We start from the raw sequence: 20088 nt of genomic DNA, 5'->3' as shown, positions 1-20088 counted from the left end.
TGATTAACAATTTAGAAACGCTATGATTCTACTCCTTTTACATTAAAAAGGAACTGCCCAAAGCAATCCCCTCTAATTCCACCTTATGCACCAGAAATGAACCCTATTGAACAAGTCTGGAAAGAAATTCGAAAACGAGGCTTTAAAAATAAGGCTTTCCAAACATTAGAAGCCGTCATTGATAAGCTTCAAGAAGTTATTCAAGGACTGGAAAAAACCGTTTTAAAGTCCACTGTCAGCAGACAATGGACTAGGTTGCTTTTTGAAAATAATTGATTATGAGTATAACTTGCCCCAAAGTCTAGTAAAAAACAAAAGGCCTTCTTCAATTACTCCCTACTTGAAAAGCTCCTTTAAGAGAAAAGGAGCTATCTTGTATTTTATTGGTGTACAGCTTGGGCTGCTGTGATAAGAGTAAGTTTGAAGACGTCGTCTGAATTACATCCACGTGAAAGGTCATTAACTGGTTTGTTCAAACCTTGCAATACTGGACCAACCGCTGCAAATCCACCGAGACGTTCTGCCATCTTGTAACCAATATTCCCTGCTTCAATACCTGGGAAGATAAAGACGTTTGCTTGTCCAGCAACCTTACTTCCTGGTGCTTTAAGAGCAGCTGTTTCTGGAACGAAGGCAGCATCAAATTGCAATTCCCCATCAATTTCAAGGTCAGGACGAAGATCATGAGCAATCTTAGTTGCTTCAACAACTTTATCTACGCTTTCACCAAAACCAGAACCTTTAGTTGAGTAGCTTAGCATCGCAATTTTTGGTTCGATACCAAACATCTTAGCTGTGATAGCAGAGTTAATCGCAATCTCTGCCAATGCTTCAGCATCAGGATTGATATTGATGGCACAGTCACCAAATAGGTAACGCTCAGTGCCACGAACCATAAGGAAGGCACCTGAAGTACGACTAACATTTGGACGTGTTTTAATGATTTGAAGGGCTGGGCGAACAGTTGCCGCAGTAGAGTGAATAGCTCCTGAAACCATTCCATCTACCAAGCCCATGTATACTAACATAACACCAAAATAGTTCACGTCTTTAACCAATATTTCGCGAGCTTCTTCTTCAGTCATTTTTCCTTTACGACGTTCTACAAGTGATGCTACCATGTCTTCAAATTGAGGGTAATGTGCAGGATCGATTACTTCATAACCATCCATGATTCCTTCGATTTCAAGATAGATTTTAATTTTATCAGGATTTCCAAGTAGGACAGGGATAACTTCTGTTTCTTTTACGATGCGTTTTGTTGCTTGAAGAATGCGTGGTTCTTCACCTTCAGGCAAGACAATACGTGCATTTTTACCAACTAGGTTGGCTTTTAAATTTTCAAAAACTTCCATGAGTTTTGACTCCTTTTAAGATAAATTATTATTTGATAACTGAGTTATAAGAGTGTTGAAATCATCCGGCAGTGGACTTTCCATCTCCAACTGCTCTTCAAGAAAAGGATGATAAAACGATAAGTAATGGCAATGCAGAGCTTGACGCTCTATGCCATGTTCAAGACTACCACCATAGAGGTCATCACCAAGCAAAGGGAAACCGATATGTGAGAAATGGACACGAATCTGGTGTGTCCTTCCTGTATGCAGTCGAATATCAACTAGATGAATATCGCCATAAGACTCCACTATACGATAGGAAGTATGGGCATACTTGCCACCTTTTGCAACTCGTCTAGTGATAATGGAATCTTCATCTCGAGCAATCGGTGCAATGATTTCACCTTGAGGCTCCAGAAACCCATCTCCTTTAACCAGAGCAAAATAGCGCTTTTCAATAGCTTTCTTTTGCAACTGTTTGTCTAGCCTAGCATGAGCATACCCGTGTTTAGCAAAAAGCATAAGACCCGAAGTGTCTCGATCTAGTCTGGTTACAATGTGGACCTGCTGATTTTCATAGTTCTGTTTCACATAATAGCCCTTGATAAAGTTAGCGATGGTATTAGAATGATTGACACTAGGAATCGAGGCCACACCAAAGGGTTTGTTTAAAATCAAGAAATGATCATCTTCAAACAGAATATCCAGTGGATAATCAATGGCTTCCAGTGTCTCGAAACCTTCCTCAGGAGGAATATCGATGACAACTACATCCCCAATATCTAAGAGATAGGTTGCATTTTGTGGATGACCGTTTACGCGAATATCTCCACCTCGAAACTTGATTTTGGCAAGTAAACCTTTCGAGACTTCGTGTTTTTTTAAAAAGGTCTTTACCTTGACATGTTCGTCAGCAATAAATTCAAACCTCATTCATCCACCTCACCAATAAAGGCATCCTTGACACGATTCCAAAAACTAGTATGGCTTGGTGTTGCTACAAAATGAATCTTATGATGGTCTATCTGGTATTCTATTCTTTCAATATTACGGTAAGAATAAATGCTATTGTCAACAGAAATCGTATGATAGTCATTACGAGTTGGTATCAATTCTATCTTATCCTTCTTAGGCACAATGATAGAAGAACCTAAGGTTCTGTAGACACGATTGTTGAGACTCGCAATTTCTGTCAATTGTAAGGCCTCAATTGTAGGGTGCAAAACAGCTCCACCAAGAGATTTATTATAGGCTGTACTCCCAGTTGGCGTCGATACCGTCAGGCCATCTCCTCTAAAACGTTCAAATGGCACTTGGTTAATGATAATATCGGCAACCATAGTCCTATCAGCTCTCCGAATGCTAGCCTCATTCAAAGCACGGAAAATTTTTACTTCTCCATTTTCCAGAAAAATCTTTACATTTAAAAGCGGATAGGATACTCGAGCTCCACTGTCTAAAAGCAGATTAGTAACCAGTTGATCCAGTTCGAAATCACGATAGTCCGTATAAAAGCCCAAGTGCCCCGTATGAACTCCCACAAAGCGAACCTTATCCAGCTGGTCTTCATACTTGTGAAAAGCAGACAAAAGCATCCCATCCCCACCTATGGAAATCACGATATCGGGATGTTTATCATTTAATATAAAGTTATTCTTTTTTAGTCGATCTCTTAATTCATATAAGATTCTTTGACTTTGAGGTTTGCGATTAGCGATTAGATCAATTCGTTTACCTGTATTCTTCATCGGTATCGTCACTATTACCTACCCCGTCATTTAACTTTCTATGCAATGGATCAAAGAGTGCCTGTGCTTCCTGGATATCATCACGAATTTTACTCATTTCTTCATCCAATTGGTGAGAGATTCTTGCTGTGATTTCCAAGCGTTTCTTAATTTCTTCTGGAAAATCCCCTTGATATTTATAATTTAGAGAATGCTCGATGGTAGCCCAGAAATTCATAGCCAAAGTACGAATCTGAATCTCCACCAGAATCGTTCTTGCCCCATTGATCGTATCAACTGTATACTCAATAATCAAATGGTAAGAACGATAGCCTGAAGCCTTTCGATGAGTAATGTAGTCACGTTCTTGTACCACTCTCATGTCTTGCCTCCTACGAAGGATGGCAACAACCTCGCTCACGTCATCTACAAATTGAACCATGACGCGTAAACCTGCAATATCTTGCAAGTCCTGTTCCAACGTATCGTATCCAATCCCTCGACGAGCCATTTTTTCTTTTATACTTTCGATCGGTTTGACTCGACCAGTTACAAACTCAATTGGAGAATGTTTATTTTGTTTGCGGTATTGTTTTCGAATACCTCGGAGTTTTATCTTCAGCTCTCCGACAGCTTGAATGTAAGGATCTAAAAATTCTTCCCATTCTGTAATCATATATCTTTTTCATCCAATTCTCTATACACTTCGATTTATCTAGTTTTTGATTTTCTAGGAAAAATCTTATACAATAAATACAATGCTTATTATACCATACAATCGCTTTCAAAGATAAGGAAAAAGTAAAAAAAATGAAACATTTAGAAATTGAAATGAAAACACTTCTAAACAAGGACGAATATCAAAGATTGCAGGAGCACTTTTCAGGAGTCACACCTATTACACAAAAAAATTACTACCTAGACACGCCCGATTTTTACCTTCGTAAACATAAAATCGCTATGCGCATTCGTACTTTTGAAAATAGCGCTGAATTGACCATAAAAATCCCACAAAAAGTTGGAAATATGGAGTACAATCAAGATCTCAGCCTTGAGGAAGCAAACCATTGTCTTAAAGAATGTAAACTTCCACAAGGAATGATTCTTGACGAATTGACTAGCCGTGGACTTTCAACCAGTGGCTGGGTAGTTTTAGGTTGCCTAACTACTGTTCGCTACGAAAAGCAAACTCCGATTGGACTCATGGCACTTGATCAAAGCCAATACTTTGATATTGTTGACTATGAGCTTGAATTAGAAGTGGAAGATGGAAACCAAGGTAGTCTTGATTTCCAAGAATTTTTACAAGCCAATGAAATCCATTACAAAAAAGCACCCTCAAAATTAGTTCGTTTTATAGAAAATATGAAAAAATACTGAAATAATCTTCTTTTTTTGATAGAATAGAAGGGATAAAAAATAATAGAATCTGTGTCGCAAATACTTTCTTCAAATAAGCTTTTCTCAGACTAAGAGACAAGGATTTTTAAGAAAAATAGTTTACTACATAGCTTCACATAGTTTATAGAGGACGGTTTATCAATGTCAGATACAAAAAACATGAAGCTTTTCGCTCTCAATTCCAATCAGGAAATTGCTCAAAAAATTGCTGATGCAGCTGGTGTACCACTTGGGAAGTTGTCTTCCCGTCAATTTTCAGACGGTGAAATCCAAGTCAACATCGAAGAAAGTGTCCGTGGTTATGACGTCTATATCATCCAATCAACCAGCTACCCTGTCAACAATCACTTGATGGAACTCTTGATTATGGTTGATGCCTGTGTTCGCGCTAGTGCAAATACGATTAACGTTGTCCTTCCTTACTTTGGCTACGCGCGTCAAGACCGTATCGCTTCTTCTCGCGAACCACTTACTGCCAAGCTTGTTGCAAATATGTTGGTCAAAGCTGGAGTTAGTCGCGTATTGACTCTAGACCTCCATGCCGTTCAGGTTCAAGGTTTCTTTGACATTCCAGTTGATAACCTCTACACAATTCCACTTTTTGCAAAACACTATTGTGATAAAGGACTCGTTGGTTCAGATGTGGTTGTCGTTAGCCCTAAGAACTCTGGTGTAAAACGTGCTCGTAGCCTTGCTGAATATCTTGATGCTCCAATTGCGATTATCGACTATGCGCAAGATGATTCTGAACGCAACCAAGGCTATATCATTGGTGATGTTGAAGGTAAAAAAGCAATCTTAATCGATGATATTCTTAACACTGGACGTACTTTCTCTGAAGCATCTAAAATCGTGGAACGCGAAGGCGCAACTGAAATCTATGCTGTTTCAAGTCACGGACTTTTTGTTGAAGGTGCTGCAGAATTGTTAGATGCAGCAAATATCAAGGAAATCTTGGTAACAGACTCTGTTGCAACTAAAGGGAAAACACCTAAAAACGTACAATACATCACTGCTAGCGAATTGATTGGTGATGCTATGGTTCGTATTCACGAAAGAAAACCAGTTAGTCCACTATTTAAATAGAAATCAGGTGAGCTTTTGATTTATTTGGATAATGCTGCTACGACTCCTATGTCAGCAGTTGCTATCTCAGCAATGACTCAAGTCATGCAGGAAACTTATGGCAACCCTTCTAGTATTCATGGACATGGGCGCCAAGCAGGTAAACTATTACGAGAAGCTCGTCAAGAACTAGCAAGTTTACTAGGAACAAAGCCACAACATATATTCTTTACCACTGGTGGTACTGAAAGCAATAATACTGCTATCATCGGCTACTGCCTTCGCCATCAAAATCGTGGAAAGCACATTATCACTACTGCGATTGAGCACCATGCTGTTCTAGAACCCATCAAATACTTGGTTGAAAATTTCGGTTTTGAAGTGACTATTTTACAGCCTGAAAATCAAGAAATTACTGCAGACCAGGTCAAAAATGCACTGCGTGAAGATACCATTCTTGTTTCTACTATGTTTGCAAACAATGAAACTGGTACACTTTTACCTATTGCTGAAATTGGGGAAGTTCTAAAAAATCATCCAGCCGTCTATCATGTCGATGCGGTTCAGGCAGTTGGTAAATTAGAGATTCTTCCCGAAAAATTGGGAATTGATTTTCTTAGCGCTTCTGCACACAAATTTTATGGTCCAAAAGGAGTTGGTTTTCTCTATGCTGCATCTACAGATTTTGACTCCTACCTTCATGGTGGCGATCAAGAGCAGAAAAAAAGAGCAGGAACAGAAAATCTTCCTGCCATTGTGGGAATGGTAGCAGCTCTAAAGGATGATCTTGAAAACCAAGCACAAAACTTTGAAAAGGTTCAAAAACTAAAAGAAACATTCTTAAAGGAAATGGCTGACACAGACTATTACCTCAATCAAGGAAATGACCAGCTACCTTATGTCCTTAATATTGGATTCCCAGGTCAACGTAATGATCTACTACTCCTTCGTCTAGATCTTGAAGGTATTTCTATTTCAACTGGCTCTGCTTGTACTGCAGGTGTCGTTCAAGTTAGTCATGTTCTTCAGGCTTTCTACGGTGAAGACTCTCCTCGCTTACACGAATCCGTTCGCGTCAGCATTTCACCTCAAAATACAGAGCAAGAAATAATCACTCTCGCACAAACTCTAAAAGAAATCATTGGAGGTTAACTCAATGGCATTCGAAAAAACCATTAGTCTTAAAAATTGCCGTTATAATTACACACTTAGCCCAACCGTCAAAAAGTTCACTCTAAAAGATAACACTTTTTTTGAAACTAAGGTTGGTAACTATGAACTAACACGTCTTCTTGAAAAAGTTCCAAATAGTGGGGAAGGTTTCCAACTTAAGATTATCATCAACAAAGACTTAACAGGTGCAAAAATCAACATCACTGATAAATTTGGTCTACGTTTAGTCGATATCTTTAAGTCAGAAAAAACTCATATCCACCAAGAGAAATTTTACTTCTTGATGGATAGTCTTGTTGAACGTGATGTCTTTACTAAAAGCGAAAGATAGAAGGCAATCATGTTTCGATTAACTTACAAAGACACCTATCAAGTCGATCGCGTTTTAGAATACGAAGATTATGAAGCACTCATGCTATCACTTTCAGGCTGTGTGACTCTTCCAGATACTACTGTCATTACTTCTCTGACCTATAATGGAAAAGAAATCTATCAGGGGCTTCTGGGAAATCTCTATCGTTTTCTATCTCACTATGATTTTACGAAGATAAGCTAAGATTTTTCTTAGTTTTTTCTTATTTTTGTTGATTTTTTCACAATCTTTCTATAAAATAGTATTTAGAAAGGTTGTGATTTTGTGAAAGAAAAACAGTCTGCTATTCCAAAAGCAACAGCAAAGAGACTTTCTCTTTATTATCGTATCTTTAAAAGATTTCATGCAGAAAAGATTGAAAGAGCCAACTCAAAACAAATTGCCGAGGCCATTGGTATTGATTCTGCTACCGTTAGACGAGATTTTTCCTACTTTGGTGAACTTGGTCGCCGTGGATTTGGCTACGATGTCAAAAAACTAATGACGTTTTTTGCTGATCTTCTAAATGATAATTCTATTACAAATGTTATGTTGGTGGGTATTGGTAATATGGGGCACGCTCTCCTTCACTACCGTTTCCACGAACGAAACAAAATGAAAATCATTATGGCTTTTGATTTGGATGATCATCCTGAGGTTGGGACAAAAACTCCCGATGGAATCCCAATTTATGGAATTTCCCAAATCAAGGAGAAAATAAAAAATGCAGATGTTAAAACTGCAATCTTAACTGTTCCGAGTGTCAAATCACAAGAAGTAGCTAATCTTCTTGTTGAAGCAGGTATTAAAGGAATTTTAAGCTTTTCACCCGTTCATCTCCAACTACCAAAAGATGTGGTAGCTCAGTATGTGGATTTAACTAGTGAATTGCAAACTCTCCTCTATTTCATGAGAAAAGAGGATTAGAAAGCGTAAGCATTTATGAAAAAACCAGTTATTGGGATTACAGGAAACGAAAAAGCTCATCCTGATGATGAGCTGATGATGAGCTATGCTGCGAAGGGCTTTGTTGAAGGAGTCAAGGAAGCTGGGGGAATTCCCATTATCCTACCAATTGGTGATCAAGAAATGGCCAGTTACTACATTAGCTTGATTGATAAACTCATTTTAACTGGTGGACAAAATGTCGATCCAAAGTTCTATGGTGAATCTAAAACGATCGATAGCGATGACTACCACCTTCAACGCGATTTTTTTGAGTTGGCACTCATTGAAGAAGCAATCAAACAAAAGAAACCAATTTTTTCTGTTTGTCGAGGCACCCAGCTCTTTAATGTGGCTATGGGAGGAACTCTTTATCAAGATATTGAAGACCATTGGCAGGATACTTCAGCCGAGTATACAACTCAACGTTTAGTCACCGAGCCTGATACTATTCTTCGAGAAATCTATGGAGAAATCTCTCATATCAACTCTTTCCACCATCAGAGTATTAAGGACCTAGCTCCAAATCTCAAGGTTGTAGCTCATGATCCTAAAGATGGAATTATCGAGGCTGTTACAACAACGGATGGTTTCCCTTACCTCGGTGTTCAATGGCATCCTGAATTTCTCTTTGAAAATCGCCCCAAAGATAAAACACTTTTCGACTATGTCGTCAATGAATTGTAAAACCTGTATCATATACAGGTTTTTTACACCAGATCCGTCTTCTCACGGTAACTAAAATAATCGGAGTGTGAGACGATAAGATGATCCAATAAGACCAACCCCATTAATTCACAGGCTTCTTTGACAAGCTTCGTAACATGGTCATCATTTCTACTTGGCATGACAGCACCAGATGGATGATTATGAACCAGTATCATAGATGTTGCCATATGCTTCAAAGCATAGTGGAGAATTTCCCGTGGTTCAGCAATACTTCTAGTAGCTGAGCCGATAAAAATGGTTTGCTGATGAATGATTTGATTTTGTGTATTCAGATAGATCGCCACCAGGTGCTCTTGTTTTTTATCTCCCAGTTCAGCTTGCATCTTTTTAGCCAGTCTTTGACTACTGAGGATACTCTCTGCCTCAATGGTTTCTTGTTTGTGAATACGACTTCCCAGCTCAATCATCGCTTGCAACTCAATAGCTTTCACTCTACCAATACCTGATAATCCCTGTAGTTCTTGTAGTGTCATTTTTTTCAAATCAGTTAAGCAATTTAATTGATTCAATACTTTTTGTGCAATTTCAAAAACAGTAGATTGGCGTGTCCCCGTTCTGAGTAAAATAGCTAGTAATTCCTGATTACTCAAACTCTCTACTCCTTCTGTCACCAGTCGTTCTCTTGGCAAGAGCGAATCTTCTTGAAATGAAATACTATACATAAAAATCCTCCTCACTTTATTATTCGTGAGAAGGAGCTTAAACCAGATAAATTTTATCTATTTTTAAATATTTTCAAGAGCAAGACGCAAATCTTCAATCAAATCATCAACATTTTCAAGACCAATTGATAGACGGATTTGATTTTTTGTTACTCCTGCTGCTTCTAAATCTGAGTCAGACAACTGGGCATGAGTGGTAGTTGCTGGATGAACCACCAATGATTTTGCATCTGCCACATTGGCTAGGTTTGAAAAGATTTCTAAGCTATCAATCACCTTACGAGCTTCTACTTCTCCACCTTTAACATGGAAGGTAAAGATTGAACCAACACCTTTAGGTAGGTATTTTTCAGCCAAAGCATGATATGGACTATCTGCTAGTTTTGGATAGTTGACCTTTTCTACCTTTGGATGGTTAACAAGGAAATCAACGATTTTCTCAGCATTTTGAACATGGCGCTCAACACGGAGAGAAAGTGTTTCAAGACCTTGCAAGAGCAAGAATGAGTTAAATGGTGACAGAGCTGCACCAGTGTCACGTAGCAATTGAACACGAAGGGCAACGATGAAGGCTGCTGCACCTACATCTCTAGTGTAGCTTAAATTATGGTAGCTTGGATCTTCATTGACAAATTGAGGGAACTTCCCTGAAGCTACCCAGTCAAACTTCCCACTATCAACAATAACACCACCAATAGTTGTACCGTGTCCACCGATAAATTTAGTTGCCGAGTGAACTGCAATGTCTACACCATGAGAAAAGACATTGATAAGATAAGGTGTTGCAAAGGTATTGTCTGCAACCAAAGGAATCTGATGTTTATGAGCAAGTTCAGCTATTTTTTCAATATCAGGAATGTTGATGACTGGATTTCCTAAGGTTTCAATCAAGACAAGTTTGGTATTGTCTTTAATCGCTGCTTCTATCTCTTCTAGATTATCGATATCAACAAAAGTTGTAGTGATTCCATAGCGAGGAAGGGTTTCTTTCAAGAGGTTAAAAGTACCACCGTAGATAGTTGAAGCTGCAACAACATGGTCTCCTGCGTGAGCAAGTCCAAGAATAGTATAAGTAAGAGCTGCCATCCCAGAAGCAGTGGCAAGGGCTCCTACTCCGCCTTCAAGAGCAGCAATACGTTCTTCAAAAGCTGATGTTGTTGGGTTAGTGATACGAGTATAGATATTACCAGCTTTTTGAAGGGCAAAAAGGTCTGCACCTTCTTGTGTATCTTCAAATACAAAGGAAGTTGTTTGGTAAATAGGGACTGCACGTGACTTGGTAGTCGCATCTACCACTTGTCCTGCATGCAATTGTAGGGTTTCAAATTTAAATTCACGAGTCATCATCAGACCTCCAAAGATTTCATTAGGTTCATTGTATCACCTATTACACTAGGTTACAAATACAACTTTGTTATATATTGGCATAAGCAATAGCTATGGCTATGCCTGATTGAGATAAATAGCAATCTTTTATTAGAATTGTAGAACTTTTTTCAGATAGTTAAAAATGTTTGTTTTCACTTCTCCTATACTTTATACTAGATATAAAGGAGAATACTATGTCAGAAAATAAACATGAAATAGATACAAACTTTGCTGGTCGTTTAAATATCCTACGTGCTGGTGTTCTTGGAGCTAATGACGGGATTATTTCCATTGCAGGTGTTGTTATCGGGGTTGCCAGTGCGACAAGCAATATCTGGATTATCTTTCTCTCAGGTTTAGCAGCAATCTTAGCAGGTGCATTTTCTATGGCTGGAGGCGAGTATGTCTCTGTATCTACTCAAAAAGACACTGAGGAAGCCGCTGTAGCGCGTGAACAATTACTTTTGGATAAGGATCTCGAAGCTGCAAAAAAATCCCTCTATGCTGCTTATCTTCAAAATGGTGAGTGTGAAACTTCAGCTCAACTTTTAGTCAATAAAGCCTTTCTAAAAAATCCACTTAAAGCCTTAGTTGAAGAAAAATACGGAATCGAGTATGAAGAGTTTACAAATCCTTGGCATGCTGCTGCATCTAGCTTTATTGCCTTCGTACTTGGTAGCCTACCACCAATGCTTTCGATTATTATTTTCCCAAGCGAATACAGAATTCCTGCCACTGTCTTTATCGTAGCCATTTCTTTATTAGTCACCGGCTACACTAGTGCCAAACTCGGGAAAGCCCCAACAAAAACAGCCATGATCCGTAACCTCTGTATCGGCCTTCTGACCATGGGAGTGACCTATCTGTTTGGACAATTGTTTAGTATTTAAAAAAGATACCGCGCGGTATCTTTTTTTGCTATCAAAATATAAACAGTTAATAAAAATTACCAAAACCAACCTTCGTCATCATTGATAGGCTGGGCATTTTTGATCTTGCGTGGGCCTGTTCCATACATTTCAGCTTCGATATCTTCTTTTGTTGGTAGGATCGAAGCTAGGATAATGTAGATAATAATCCCGAGTCCAAAATTTGCGATTGTAAAGATTGCAAAAAGGAAACGAACTAGGGTTACATCAAGATTCCACTTGTCAGATAGACCTGCAAGAACACCTGATATCATGCGATTTCTTCTCATTTTATAAAATTTTGTATTCATAATTTATTCCTCTTTCGTATTTCTTAATCTTAGTATAGCACTAAGCTAGATTTGCTACATCAGTCCTTAGGCCGATTTAACAAGAGGAGCTTTCCACGACAGAGACCACAACGATAACGCTTGGTATCAATTTTTCGCTTTCTTTGATAGATTTGGTGACAAGTCTGACAAGCATAGACTAAGCTTGGTTTTTGATTGGAACTTGACAAGGGAGGAACAAAGCGGAGACCGTCTACCTCTTTTAAAAGTTGCTTAAAGGCTAAATCCTTATGCTGATAGCCCTTGCCTTCAAAGTAAAGATGGTAATGGCAGAGCTCATGACGAACAATTTTACGAAAAACCTCTAAACCAAGCTCTTGATATACCTTGGGATTAAAATCCAAATGACCATCCTTAGGGAAAAATCGTCCACCTGTCGACCGTAGACGAGTATTCCATTGAGCTTTGTGTTTGAAAGGTTTTCCAAAATCTTCTATAGAAACTTGTTTAACGTAATCAGTTAGATTCATTAGGAGCAAGGAGCGACAGATTTACTTTTTCACGTTGGACATCAATCTTCTTCACCCAAACGGTTACCAAATCACCGACCGACACTACCTGACTCGGATGTTTGATAAACTTTTTACTCATGTGAGAGATATGAATCAGACCATCCTCATGAATACCAATATCAACAAAGGCACCAAAGTCAACGACATTGCGCACAACTCCCTCAAGCTTTTGGCCAACTTGTAAGTCTTTGATATCCAAGACATCCTGACGAAGGACTGGAGCATCAAAGGAATCACGGAAATCACGACCTGGTTTGAGAAGGTCAGCGATAATGTCTTTAAGTGTTTCTTGACCGAGGTCTAGCTCTTGAGCCATTTCCTTGATTGAAACGGATTTTAGCTTGGCTTGTTCCTCTTCATTCAAGTCCTTGATATCTAAGCGTTTGAAGAGTTCCTTAACAGCAGCATAGTTTTCTGGGTGAACACCAGTATTGTCAAGGATATTGCTGCTTTCAGGAATACGAAGGAAACCAGCAGCCTGCTCAAAGGCCTTAGCACCTAGTCGAGGAACTTTCTTGATTTGGGCTCGTGAAGTGATTTTACCTTCTTCTTCACGATACTTAACAATATTTTCAGAGATTGTTTTGTTAAGCCCAGCTACATGCGAAAGTAAGGCTGGACTAGCTGTATTGACATTGACACCGACTTGGTTAACTACTGTATCAACAACAAAGTCTAGACTTTCAGATAGTTTCTTTTGACTAACATCGTGCTGATATTGACCGACACCGATGGATTTGGGATCAATTTTAACCAACTCAGCAAGTGGGTCTTGCAAGCGACGTGCAATAGAAATAGCAGAACGTTTCTCAACGGTTAAGTCAGGGAACTCTTGACGAGCAAGTTCACTAGCTGAGTAGACAGATGCACCGCTCTCATTGACAATGACATAGCTAATTTCTGGAAAATCCTTGAGCACTTCGGCGACAAAAGCTTCACTCTCACGACTGGCAGTTCCATTTCCGATAGCGATGATTTCAACACCGTATTGGCCAATCAAATCAGCCAAATCACGCTTGGCTTCTTCAATCTGACGAGCTGAAGCTGGTTTGACTGGATAAATGACTTGCGTTGTCAGCATCTTACCAGTCGCATCAACGACCGCAAGTTTGGCACCTGTACGAAAGGCAGGGTCAAATCCAAGAACCACGCGCCCTTTAAGAGGTCCTACCAGAAGAAGATTACGCAGATTGTCAGAAAATAGTTGAATAGCTCCTTCTTCTGCCTTCTCTGTTAACTCTGTACGGATACGACGCTCGATAGCTGGCAGTACCTTCTTCTTAACAGATTGCTGAATAACTTCTTCAATATAGGCATTTTTAACCTTAAAACGAGAAGCAAAGAAGGCTTGGATACGATCAACTGCATGCTCAAAACCAATCTTCAAGATGCCTAACTTCTCACCACGATTAAGGGCAAGAGTACGATATCCCTGCATGTTAGCAACCGTCTCTGAGAAATCGTAATAAATCTGAAAGACTTGCTTTTCATCAAGACTCTCGTCTTTGACTTGGGATGTAATCTTAGAATGTCTAAGGACCTCTTGATAAGTCATTGAACGTAAGTTGACATCCTCAGAGAGAGCTTCGACCAAAATATCAACTGCACCCGCTAAAGCATCTTGTGGAGTCTCAAAACCTTCACAGACAAATGTTTCTGCTTCTTTTTCTAGGTCAGAAACATTCTGTAGGATTAGACGAGCAAGTGGGAAGAGTCCCGCCTCACGCGCAATCGTTGCCTTGGTGCGACGTTTTTCCTTATAGGGAAGATAGAGCTCTTCAACGTCTGCGAGTTTTTCAGCAGCTAAGATGGCTTCTTCTAACTCTTTGGTCAACTTACCTTGCTCTTTGATTTTTGCCAAAACAGCTTCCTTACGGTCATTGAGGTTGGTAAGACTTTTATCAAGGTCGATAATAGCTTTGATAGCTACTTCATCTAAACTACCAGTCATGTCTTTCCGATAACGAGCGATAAAGGGAATGGTTGCTCCTTCTGCTGTCAAAGACAAGACCGTATCAATTTGCTTTAAGGTTACACCCAAATCTTGGGAAATTTTTTCATATTTTTTATCCATGAGACTATTATACCATAAGGAAGAAAGCTTGTTTTCATTAATGTCACAGTTAGCTTGGTATTTGTTGAAGATAAAAATTCATTGGTCTTAACAATTTAAAATTAAACCTTTTGGCTGAAATAATAGTATAATAGAGGAAACAATAAGAATTGAGGTATGCCCAATGGCTGTTAAATTTACAAAAACTGATGACTTAGATAAGATGTTCGAAGAGTTCGCTAAACTACCTGATTTAAAGCAAGTGACATTTCCAGATGACAAAGAAAAGAAAGAAAAGGCAGAAAAGAAAAAATAGATGGATTTCTTTCAAAGCCTACCTTCTAGTATTTTACAAGCTGGTGCTATTTTTCTATCAATCATCATTGAAGCCCTACCCTTCGTTTTGATTGGTAGTATTATCTCTGGTGCTATTGAAGTCTATGTGACTCCTGAAAAAGTATATAGATTTCTCCCTAAAAATCGTTTGGGGAGGATCTTTTTTGGTACATTTATAGGGTTTCTCTTCCCCTCTTGTGAGTGTGGAATTGTTCCGATCATCAACCGTTTCTTGGAGAAGAAGGTTCCAAGCTATACAGCTGTTCCATTTCTAGTAACAGCTCCTATCATCAATCCCATCGTACTTTTTGCAACTTATTCAGCCTTTGGTAATTCATTTAAAATGGTCTTACTCCGCGCTTTAGGTTCGATTCTTGTTGCTACTATATTGGGTATCTTACTTGGATTTTTCTGGGAAGGATCGATTCAAAAGGAAAATAGGCTGGCTTGTCATGAACATGATTTTTCTCACTTGACCAAAGGTCAGAAACTTCTTCAGGTCTTTATCCAAGCTATTGATGAATTCTTTGATATGGGACGTTATTTGGTCTTTGGCTGTCTTTTTGCAAGTATAGTCCAAGTATATGTGCCAACCCGGATCCTGACTTCTATCAGCGCAACACCACTACTTGCTATTGTTCTCTTGATGGTCTTGTCCTTCCTTCTATCACTCTGTAGTGAAGCGGATGCCTTTATTGGCTCTTCGCTGCTCTCTAGTTTCGGATTTGCGCCAGTTCTTGCCTTTCTAGTTATTGGACCAATGCTTGATGTCAAAAACCTACTCATGATGAAGAATTATCTTAAAACTCGCTTTATTTGGCAGTTCATGACCATTGTGACTCTTGTTGTTCTTGTCTATTCTTATCTAGTCGGGGTGATGATATGATACGATTTCTTATTTTGATTAGTTATTTTTTCTTAACCCTTTATCTACACCTATCTGGTAAGCTCAATCAATATCTAAACCTCCACTACTCTTATCTGGCTTATATAACAATGGTGTTGTCTTTCTTGCTAGCCATCGTTCAAGCCTATATTTGCTTCAAGCGTTTGAAAGAACATAGTCACTTACATAGTTTTGCAGCCAAGCTTGCTAGTTTTGTCCTCTTAAGTTTACCTTTGTTAGTTGGATTTGCCTTTCCAACTGTTGCACTAGACTCACAAACTGTATCTGCAAAAGGCTATTATTTCCCTTTGTCGGAAGGAACTGACAAGGCAATCCAAGCAAGTGAAGGAACGAGCAGTCAGTATCTTAAACCAGATACGAGTAGGTTTTATTCACACACAACTTATGTAGACACTGTTCGTAAGAGTGCTGATAAATACTTAGCTCAATCAAGCATTGTCATCAAGGATGAGAATTACTTGGAAGTCATGGAAGTTATCTATGATTTTCCAAATGAATTTGAAGGCAAGGAAATCGAGTTCACAGGCTTTGTCTACAATGATCCGAATCACGCTAATAGTCAATTTATCTTTCGCTTTGGTATTATGCACTGTATCGCTGATTCAGGAGTTTTTGGCCTTTTGACCACTGGAAATACCAATCATTACGAAAATAACACTTGGGTGAGAGTAAAAGGGAAGATTAACAATCACTATCACAAGGAACTCAACCAAATCCTTCCAACCCTTGAAGTTCAATCTTTCATTAAAGTTGACAAACCAGAGAACCCTTATGTTTATAAAGAATTTTAAAAAAGTAGCCTGAGTGGGCTACTTTTTCTTGTTTAGTAAGTCTTTAACTTCTTGAGCTCCAACCTGATCGCCTGCTTTTTCAAAAAGATCGATAGCTTGTAAAAAATTCTCTTGCGATTTTTCAGATTTTTCTACAGAATAAATCTCTCCCAAACCTCTGAAGGAACAGGCTTGAGCTATCAGATCATCTGTTTGTAATGCTTGCTTTAAGGACTGTTCCATATACATGATTGCTTTTGGTATTTCCCCTATCTTTAATCGTAAATAACCTTGCTCATAATTATTGACAGAAAATTTTAGTGCATCCTCTGAAAAAGAATCTTCAATAACTTCTCGCTCTTTATTGATATAGTTAAGAGCTGTTTGATAGTCATTCATTTCACGATAAACCATGGCTAACTGGTGATATCCTATATGTTCATTTTCTTTATCTTGACTTGAAATTGCCACATCTAGATAGTTTTGATAAATCAGCAAAGCTTCTTTGTAATCTTTTTCAAAGAACTTAATATAACCCATTAAATTGAGAAGGTCATAATCCTTGCATGTTTCCAATGAGAAGTTTTCTGAGACTAATTTCTTGGCCTCTTCAATCTTCCCCTCAAACAATAATTCCCAGGCTTGATTCATACTTATAATCCTCCATCTTATGTAGTATAGAAATCAATCGACAAATCACTATCAGACTCGTATTTTTTCCATGCTAGGCTAAAGCCATAATAATCTTCATATTCTGGATGCCAGTCATAATAAAGTGGGATACGGCTAAATTTTCTTGCAACTACTTCATCTTCAAATTCTGGGGACTCTCCTGCAGTAATTCCAAATTGAAGGCCATTCAGTTCCCAGGTATTTCCCCAAACATTTTCGTCTGATAGAACGTCAATCCAACGAGAGGCATCAATATCAAAATCTGCACATAATTCAAGTTCTAACAATTTTCTGTAGTTTACCTTGGCAGGCTTTATATAAAAGGCTCCATCAACCTGATACTTTTTATCTTGTACTTGAATTTGTGTGATTTTCATCGGAATTGGAACTCTATTTAACTCCAACCAAAAATAGCCTAGAGGAGTTTTGATTGCATGGTAAATTTGTTTAGACTCTATTTTTACTTTTTTCGAGCAAGCATTTAGAATTCTTCCATGCTCAAGTATATTTTTACAAACTATTTTTGAAGTCTCGGGATCAAAAATAGAATACCTACGGATAACCCTTTTTAACTTTTCAGCGGGATAAGTGATATCTCTTGGGAAAGCATGATATTTCTGGACTACCAGAGCTATTTTTTCAATATTTTCCTTTCCAGTTGGTACAATCACACCATGCCCAATATGAATACTTGGATCATCACAGATATAAGTATATCCATTTCCACCTTCCTGAAACTCAACGACAACGAGATTCAACTCCTGATCAGGATCGAAAAGTGGTTCAACTTTTGCACTGGTCTGGCGCTCATAAAAAGTGAAACAATCTTTATTATCCTCTTCGCCAAAGACCATAAAACTACCACAATTTGGGCACTTCCACATATAAAAGGAAGCCTCCGAAATGTCTTCATAGGAAATTCTATCATGTTCGTCAGTATTGTTAAAAATATCCTCAAGCAACTCATCCGAATAAACCGAATATCTCATTGGATCAGGCGCTTTGTGGTCGTTCATTGCTTGACCACATCTACAAGTCCATTTTCCCATATCTAACCTCAGTCACGACTTAATTCTTCAAGGAAAAATTGATTAAGAGCTTCCCAATCTTTCTTCTCCTCGGTAACACTTTGGACGTAATCATCTAGTTCTTGGATATTTTTGATGATGTAGTCCTGGATGGGCTTAATCGGCTCAATTTCCATACCTTCAAGTCCATTTATCTTGATATCAAGCAGTCTAGACACATGCTCTTTCATTTCATCAGGAAGCAATTCTTTCACTAAATCATCAAATAAAATCGGTGGAACAGAATGATATTTTTCTATCCAACGACAAGCTAAAATGGGACGCAGAGCATAGAAGTACTTTTTAGGTTTGACCTTGTCTCCTGAAAGATACTTATTCATTTGAGTTCTAGCAGTATTCAAGTAATGGTGGAGCATCTTTTTCTCTGAAAAATACTGACTAACAAGCGGACGAATACGGTCAATAAAGCCTTCGTCTTGCTGGTAAACGATTGGCGACTGTAACCACTCAAAGAGAGTTGGATTTGACTTATAAAGCAACTTTAAAGCCTTGTCCAAATCCCAGCCACTCACATCCCAGGTATCGTCAATTGGTAGTTCTATGACATCGCGATGATCGTTCAAACTAAGATAAAAATCTTGCTTATGCTTGTAAATGAAACGCACATCAAAGTCACTATCCGGAGACTCAAAGCCCCAAGCGCGACTGCCAGACTCAATTGCCCACAATACGGTAACATCATAATCACGTTCAATTTCCGCTAGTTTTTCAGGTACCAGAATATTCATTTCTTCTTGTGTTTGCATGGTGCTTCTCTTTCTTATTAATTTCTTATACCCCATTTTATCAGAATCCTAGGACATTATCAAAAATTATTATAGTATCTACAGAAAAAAGCCTACGTTAGGCTTTTTCATCTGACAATATCTTTATACATGTCTGGTCGTCTGTCTCTAAACAAGCCCCAGTTTAGGCGCTCATTTGCCCCCTTGTCCAGGTCATAAGTAGTTAACAATATGGCTTCTGCTTGCCGTTCTGCTTGAGTCAAAATAGCTCCTGTTTCGTCGGTCATAAAGGATGAACCGTAGAAATTCAGACTTGAACTTTGACCGCCGTTTTCTTCGCAAGGCTGGACTTCTTCCAAGCCATAACGATTGGCTGCAATAACTGGGACAATATTTGCTGCTGCGTGTCCTTGCATAGTACGTTGCCAATGACCACAACTATCTGTATCCAAAATAGGCTCCGAACCAATGGCTGTTGGATAAAAGAGTAATTCTGCGCCTTTTAAGGCAAGACAACGGGCTGTTTCAGAGAACCACTGATCCCAACAAATCCCAATACCAATTTTCGCATAGCGAGTATCCCAAACTTTGAAGCCTGTGTTTCCAGGAGTAAAGAAGAATTTCTCTTGATAATAATGGTCATCTGGTATATGCGTTTTGCGATAAACGCCTAGTACTTCTCCATCTGCATCAATGACAGCAATGGAATTGTATAAAACATTGCCATCCTTTTCGTAGAAACTGATCGGTAAAACGACCTTTAGTTCCTTGGCAATCACTTTGAAATGCTGAATAGCCGTATTTTCTGTAACAGACTGGGCATACTGGTAGAAGTCATATTGACGTTCCTGGCAGAAATAGGGACGTTCAAACAACTCAGGCAAGAGAATAATTTGGGCTCCTTGCTCAGCAGCTTGACGAACTAAACGTTCAGCTGTTTGGATATTGGTTTCCACATCCTTAGCGCATTGCATCTGAATAGCTGCAACCGTTACATTTCTCATCTTT

24 protein-coding genes and 1 pseudogene are annotated in these 20088 nt (G+C 38.7%); 12 read left to right on the top strand and 13 right to left on the bottom strand.

Features of this window, described 5'->3' with window-relative positions; genetic code table 11:
• Positions 1 to 75: 75 nt before the first annotated feature.
• Positions 76 to 276: pseudogene (locus tag QM928_RS03430) on the top strand (transposase); the annotation flags it as partial.
• A 104-nt stretch (positions 277 to 380) separates the two neighbouring features.
• Here QM928_RS03430 and pta read toward each other — a convergent pair.
• From pta to QM928_RS03410, 4 genes are read right to left on the bottom strand one after another with little or no spacing between them, the layout of a single operon-like run.
• A complete protein-coding gene (gene pta, locus QM928_RS03425; protein WP_049509200.1) occupies positions 381 to 1355 on the bottom strand; it encodes a phosphate acetyltransferase in 975 nt (324 codons plus the stop codon).
• Between the two features lie 15 nt (positions 1356 to 1370).
• Positions 1371 to 2270 (bottom strand): RluA family pseudouridine synthase, encoded by a 900-nt coding sequence (locus tag QM928_RS03420; RefSeq protein WP_414294506.1) that lies wholly within the window; start codon positions 2268 to 2270, stop codon positions 1371 to 1373.
• Positions 2267 to 3085, bottom strand: a complete 819-nt coding sequence (locus QM928_RS03415) for an NAD kinase (protein WP_414294507.1) — start codon at positions 3083 to 3085, stop codon at positions 2267 to 2269. The genes QM928_RS03420 and QM928_RS03415 overlap by 4 nt, the downstream gene beginning before the upstream one ends.
• Entirely contained in the window at positions 3069 to 3740 is a 672-nt protein-coding gene (locus QM928_RS03410) for a GTP pyrophosphokinase (protein WP_414294508.1), read from the bottom strand. Before QM928_RS03410 ends, QM928_RS03415 begins: the two co-directional genes overlap by 17 nt.
• 134 nt (positions 3741 to 3874) lie before the next feature.
• Between QM928_RS03410 and QM928_RS03405 the strand changes: the two genes are divergently transcribed.
• The 7 genes from QM928_RS03405 (at position 3875) to QM928_RS03375 (ending at position 8687) form a co-directional block, all read left to right on the top strand.
• On the top strand, positions 3875 to 4444 hold the full coding sequence (locus QM928_RS03405; protein WP_414294509.1) for a CYTH domain-containing protein: 570 nt from the start codon (positions 3875 to 3877) through the stop codon (positions 4442 to 4444).
• Positions 4445 to 4606: 162 nt separating this feature from the next.
• Positions 4607 to 5551, top strand: coding sequence for a ribose-phosphate diphosphokinase (locus QM928_RS03400; protein ID WP_075231361.1), 945 nt, complete (start codon positions 4607 to 4609; stop codon positions 5549 to 5551).
• Between the two features lie 15 nt (positions 5552 to 5566).
• A complete protein-coding gene (locus tag QM928_RS03395) occupies positions 5567 to 6682 on the top strand; it encodes a cysteine desulfurase family protein (protein ID WP_075231362.1) in 1116 nt (371 codons plus the stop codon).
• Positions 6683 to 6686: 4 nt separating this feature from the next.
• Positions 6687 to 7034, top strand: coding sequence for a DUF1831 domain-containing protein (locus QM928_RS03390; protein ID WP_248034256.1), 348 nt, complete (start codon positions 6687 to 6689; stop codon positions 7032 to 7034).
• Positions 7035 to 7043: 9 nt separating this feature from the next.
• Positions 7044 to 7259 (top strand): DUF4649 family protein, encoded by a 216-nt coding sequence (locus QM928_RS03385; RefSeq protein ID WP_070460469.1) that lies wholly within the window; start codon positions 7044 to 7046, stop codon positions 7257 to 7259.
• Between the two features lie 81 nt (positions 7260 to 7340).
• On the top strand, positions 7341 to 7982 hold the full coding sequence (locus QM928_RS03380) for a redox-sensing transcriptional repressor Rex (RefSeq protein ID WP_075231364.1): 642 nt from the start codon (positions 7341 to 7343) through the stop codon (positions 7980 to 7982).
• Positions 7983 to 7997: 15 nt separating this feature from the next.
• Positions 7998 to 8687: a gamma-glutamyl-gamma-aminobutyrate hydrolase family protein gene (locus tag QM928_RS03375; protein ID WP_075231365.1), complete on the top strand. Its 690-nt coding sequence runs from the start codon at positions 7998 to 8000 to the stop codon at positions 8685 to 8687.
• Positions 8688 to 8710: 23 nt separating this feature from the next.
• Here the strand turns inward: QM928_RS03375 and radC are convergent, their stop codons facing one another.
• Together radC and QM928_RS03365 are read right to left on the bottom strand one after the other, a co-directional pair.
• Positions 8711 to 9391 (bottom strand): RadC family protein, encoded by a 681-nt coding sequence (radC, locus tag QM928_RS03370; RefSeq protein WP_414294510.1) that lies wholly within the window; start codon positions 9389 to 9391, stop codon positions 8711 to 8713.
• A gap of 63 nt (positions 9392 to 9454) precedes the next feature.
• The gene (locus QM928_RS03365) at positions 9455 to 10735 is read right to left on the bottom strand and encodes an O-acetylhomoserine aminocarboxypropyltransferase/cysteine synthase family protein (RefSeq protein WP_414294511.1); all 1281 of its coding nucleotides are present in this window, start codon (positions 10733 to 10735) and stop codon (positions 9455 to 9457) included.
• A gap of 218 nt (positions 10736 to 10953) precedes the next feature.
• Here QM928_RS03365 and QM928_RS03360 point away from each other — a divergent pair, with 218 nt between their 5' ends.
• The gene (locus QM928_RS03360; protein WP_414294512.1) at positions 10954 to 11649 is read left to right on the top strand and encodes a VIT family protein; all 696 of its coding nucleotides are present in this window, start codon (positions 10954 to 10956) and stop codon (positions 11647 to 11649) included.
• A gap of 56 nt (positions 11650 to 11705) precedes the next feature.
• On the opposite strand, the gene QM928_RS03355 is transcribed toward QM928_RS03360, so the two are convergent.
• Genes QM928_RS03355 through QM928_RS03345 form a run of 3 tightly spaced genes read right to left on the bottom strand, consistent with a single transcriptional unit; the run spans position 11706 to position 14603 of the window.
• Entirely contained in the window at positions 11706 to 11978 is a 273-nt protein-coding gene (locus QM928_RS03355; RefSeq protein ID WP_414294513.1) for a PspC domain-containing protein, read from the bottom strand.
• Between the two features lie 59 nt (positions 11979 to 12037).
• Positions 12038 to 12487: a SprT family protein gene (locus QM928_RS03350; RefSeq protein WP_414294514.1), complete on the bottom strand. Its 450-nt coding sequence runs from the start codon at positions 12485 to 12487 to the stop codon at positions 12038 to 12040.
• Positions 12474 to 14603 (bottom strand): Tex family protein, encoded by a 2130-nt coding sequence (locus tag QM928_RS03345; protein ID WP_414294515.1) that lies wholly within the window; start codon positions 14601 to 14603, stop codon positions 12474 to 12476. The genes QM928_RS03350 and QM928_RS03345 overlap by 14 nt, the downstream gene beginning before the upstream one ends.
• Positions 14604 to 14766: 163 nt before the next feature.
• Here QM928_RS03345 and QM928_RS03340 point away from each other — a divergent pair, with 163 nt between their 5' ends.
• Genes QM928_RS03340 through QM928_RS03330 form a run of 3 tightly spaced genes read left to right on the top strand, consistent with a single transcriptional unit; the run spans position 14767 to position 16616 of the window.
• A complete protein-coding gene (locus QM928_RS03340; protein ID WP_148131582.1) occupies positions 14767 to 14898 on the top strand; it encodes an SPJ_0845 family protein in 132 nt (43 codons plus the stop codon).
• Positions 14899 to 15804: a permease gene (locus tag QM928_RS03335; protein ID WP_075231370.1), complete on the top strand. Its 906-nt coding sequence runs from the start codon at positions 14899 to 14901 to the stop codon at positions 15802 to 15804. It begins immediately after the preceding gene.
• The gene (locus QM928_RS03330; RefSeq protein WP_075231371.1) at positions 15801 to 16616 is read left to right on the top strand and encodes a TIGR03943 family putative permease subunit; all 816 of its coding nucleotides are present in this window, start codon (positions 15801 to 15803) and stop codon (positions 16614 to 16616) included. The genes QM928_RS03335 and QM928_RS03330 overlap by 4 nt, the downstream gene beginning before the upstream one ends.
• An 18-nt stretch (positions 16617 to 16634) precedes the next feature.
• On the opposite strand, the gene QM928_RS03325 is transcribed toward QM928_RS03330, so the two are convergent.
• From QM928_RS03325 to aguB, 4 genes are all read right to left on the bottom strand, one after another.
• Positions 16635 to 17246: a tetratricopeptide repeat protein gene (locus QM928_RS03325; RefSeq protein WP_414294516.1), complete on the bottom strand. Its 612-nt coding sequence runs from the start codon at positions 17244 to 17246 to the stop codon at positions 16635 to 16637.
• A gap of 17 nt (positions 17247 to 17263) precedes the next feature.
• Positions 17264 to 18316, bottom strand: a complete 1053-nt coding sequence (locus QM928_RS03320; RefSeq protein WP_414294517.1) for a hypothetical protein — start codon at positions 18314 to 18316, stop codon at positions 17264 to 17266.
• 8 nt (positions 18317 to 18324) lie between these two features.
• Positions 18325 to 19101 carry a DNA polymerase beta superfamily protein gene (locus QM928_RS03315; protein ID WP_414294518.1) on the bottom strand — a complete coding sequence of 259 codons (777 nt, stop codon included), beginning with the start codon at positions 19099 to 19101 and terminating at the stop codon, positions 18325 to 18327.
• 107 nt (positions 19102 to 19208) lie between these two features.
• Positions 19209 to 20084, bottom strand: coding sequence for an N-carbamoylputrescine amidase (gene aguB / locus QM928_RS03310; RefSeq protein ID WP_414294519.1), 876 nt, complete (start codon positions 20082 to 20084; stop codon positions 19209 to 19211).
• Positions 20085 to 20088: the final 4 nt, after the last annotated feature.

Source organism: Streptococcus infantis (assembly GCF_047460405.1).
Classification (GTDB): Bacteria; Bacillota; Bacilli; order Lactobacillales; family Streptococcaceae; genus Streptococcus; species Streptococcus infantis_Q.
The sequence above is the reverse complement of the archived record's forward strand: the minus strand, read 5'-3'. Positions and strand labels throughout refer to the sequence as shown.

Excerpts from the sequence above, each read along its gene's own strand:
- QM928_RS03365 (WP_414294511.1), bottom strand. The coding sequence starts at position 10,735 with ATGACTCGTGAATTTAAATTTGAAACCCTACAATTGCATGCAGGACAA.
- QM928_RS03420 (WP_414294506.1), bottom strand. The coding sequence starts at position 2,270 with ATGAGGTTTGAATTTATTGCTGACGAACATGTCAAGGTAAAGACCTTT.
- QM928_RS03385 (WP_070460469.1), top strand. The coding sequence starts at position 7,044 with ATGTTTCGATTAACTTACAAAGACACCTATCAAGTCGATCGCGTTTTA.
- QM928_RS03375 (WP_075231365.1), top strand. The coding sequence starts at position 7,998 with ATGAAAAAACCAGTTATTGGGATTACAGGAAACGAAAAAGCTCATCCT.
- QM928_RS03405 (WP_414294509.1), top strand. The coding sequence starts at position 3,875 with ATGAAACATTTAGAAATTGAAATGAAAACACTTCTAAACAAGGACGAA.
- QM928_RS03390 (WP_248034256.1), top strand. The coding sequence starts at position 6,687 with ATGGCATTCGAAAAAACCATTAGTCTTAAAAATTGCCGTTATAATTAC.
- aguB (WP_414294519.1), bottom strand. The coding sequence starts at position 20,084 with ATGAGAAATGTAACGGTTGCAGCTATTCAGATGCAATGCGCTAAGGAT.
- QM928_RS03355 (WP_414294513.1), bottom strand. The coding sequence starts at position 11,978 with ATGAATACAAAATTTTATAAAATGAGAAGAAATCGCATGATATCAGGT.
- QM928_RS03320 (WP_414294517.1), bottom strand. The coding sequence starts at position 18,316 with ATGGGAAAATGGACTTGTAGATGTGGTCAAGCAATGAACGACCACAAA.
- QM928_RS03340 (WP_148131582.1), top strand. The coding sequence starts at position 14,767 with ATGGCTGTTAAATTTACAAAAACTGATGACTTAGATAAGATGTTCGAA.
- QM928_RS03325 (WP_414294516.1), bottom strand. The coding sequence starts at position 17,246 with ATGAATCAAGCCTGGGAATTATTGTTTGAGGGGAAGATTGAAGAGGCC.
- radC (WP_414294510.1), bottom strand. The coding sequence starts at position 9,391 with ATGTATAGTATTTCATTTCAAGAAGATTCGCTCTTGCCAAGAGAACGA.
- QM928_RS03415 (WP_414294507.1), bottom strand. The coding sequence starts at position 3,085 with ATGAAGAATACAGGTAAACGAATTGATCTAATCGCTAATCGCAAACCT.
- QM928_RS03315 (WP_414294518.1), bottom strand. The coding sequence starts at position 19,101 with ATGCAAACACAAGAAGAAATGAATATTCTGGTACCTGAAAAACTAGCG.
- QM928_RS03330 (WP_075231371.1), top strand. The coding sequence starts at position 15,801 with ATGATACGATTTCTTATTTTGATTAGTTATTTTTTCTTAACCCTTTAT.
- QM928_RS03345 (WP_414294515.1), bottom strand. The coding sequence starts at position 14,603 with ATGGATAAAAAATATGAAAAAATTTCCCAAGATTTGGGTGTAACCTTA.
- pta (WP_049509200.1), bottom strand. The coding sequence starts at position 1,355 with ATGGAAGTTTTTGAAAATTTAAAAGCCAACCTAGTTGGTAAAAATGCA.
- QM928_RS03335 (WP_075231370.1), top strand. The coding sequence starts at position 14,899 with ATGGATTTCTTTCAAAGCCTACCTTCTAGTATTTTACAAGCTGGTGCT.
- QM928_RS03410 (WP_414294508.1), bottom strand. The coding sequence starts at position 3,740 with ATGATTACAGAATGGGAAGAATTTTTAGATCCTTACATTCAAGCTGTC.
- QM928_RS03400 (WP_075231361.1), top strand. The coding sequence starts at position 4,607 with ATGTCAGATACAAAAAACATGAAGCTTTTCGCTCTCAATTCCAATCAG.
- QM928_RS03350 (WP_414294514.1), bottom strand. The coding sequence starts at position 12,487 with ATGAATCTAACTGATTACGTTAAACAAGTTTCTATAGAAGATTTTGGA.
- QM928_RS03360 (WP_414294512.1), top strand. The coding sequence starts at position 10,954 with ATGTCAGAAAATAAACATGAAATAGATACAAACTTTGCTGGTCGTTTA.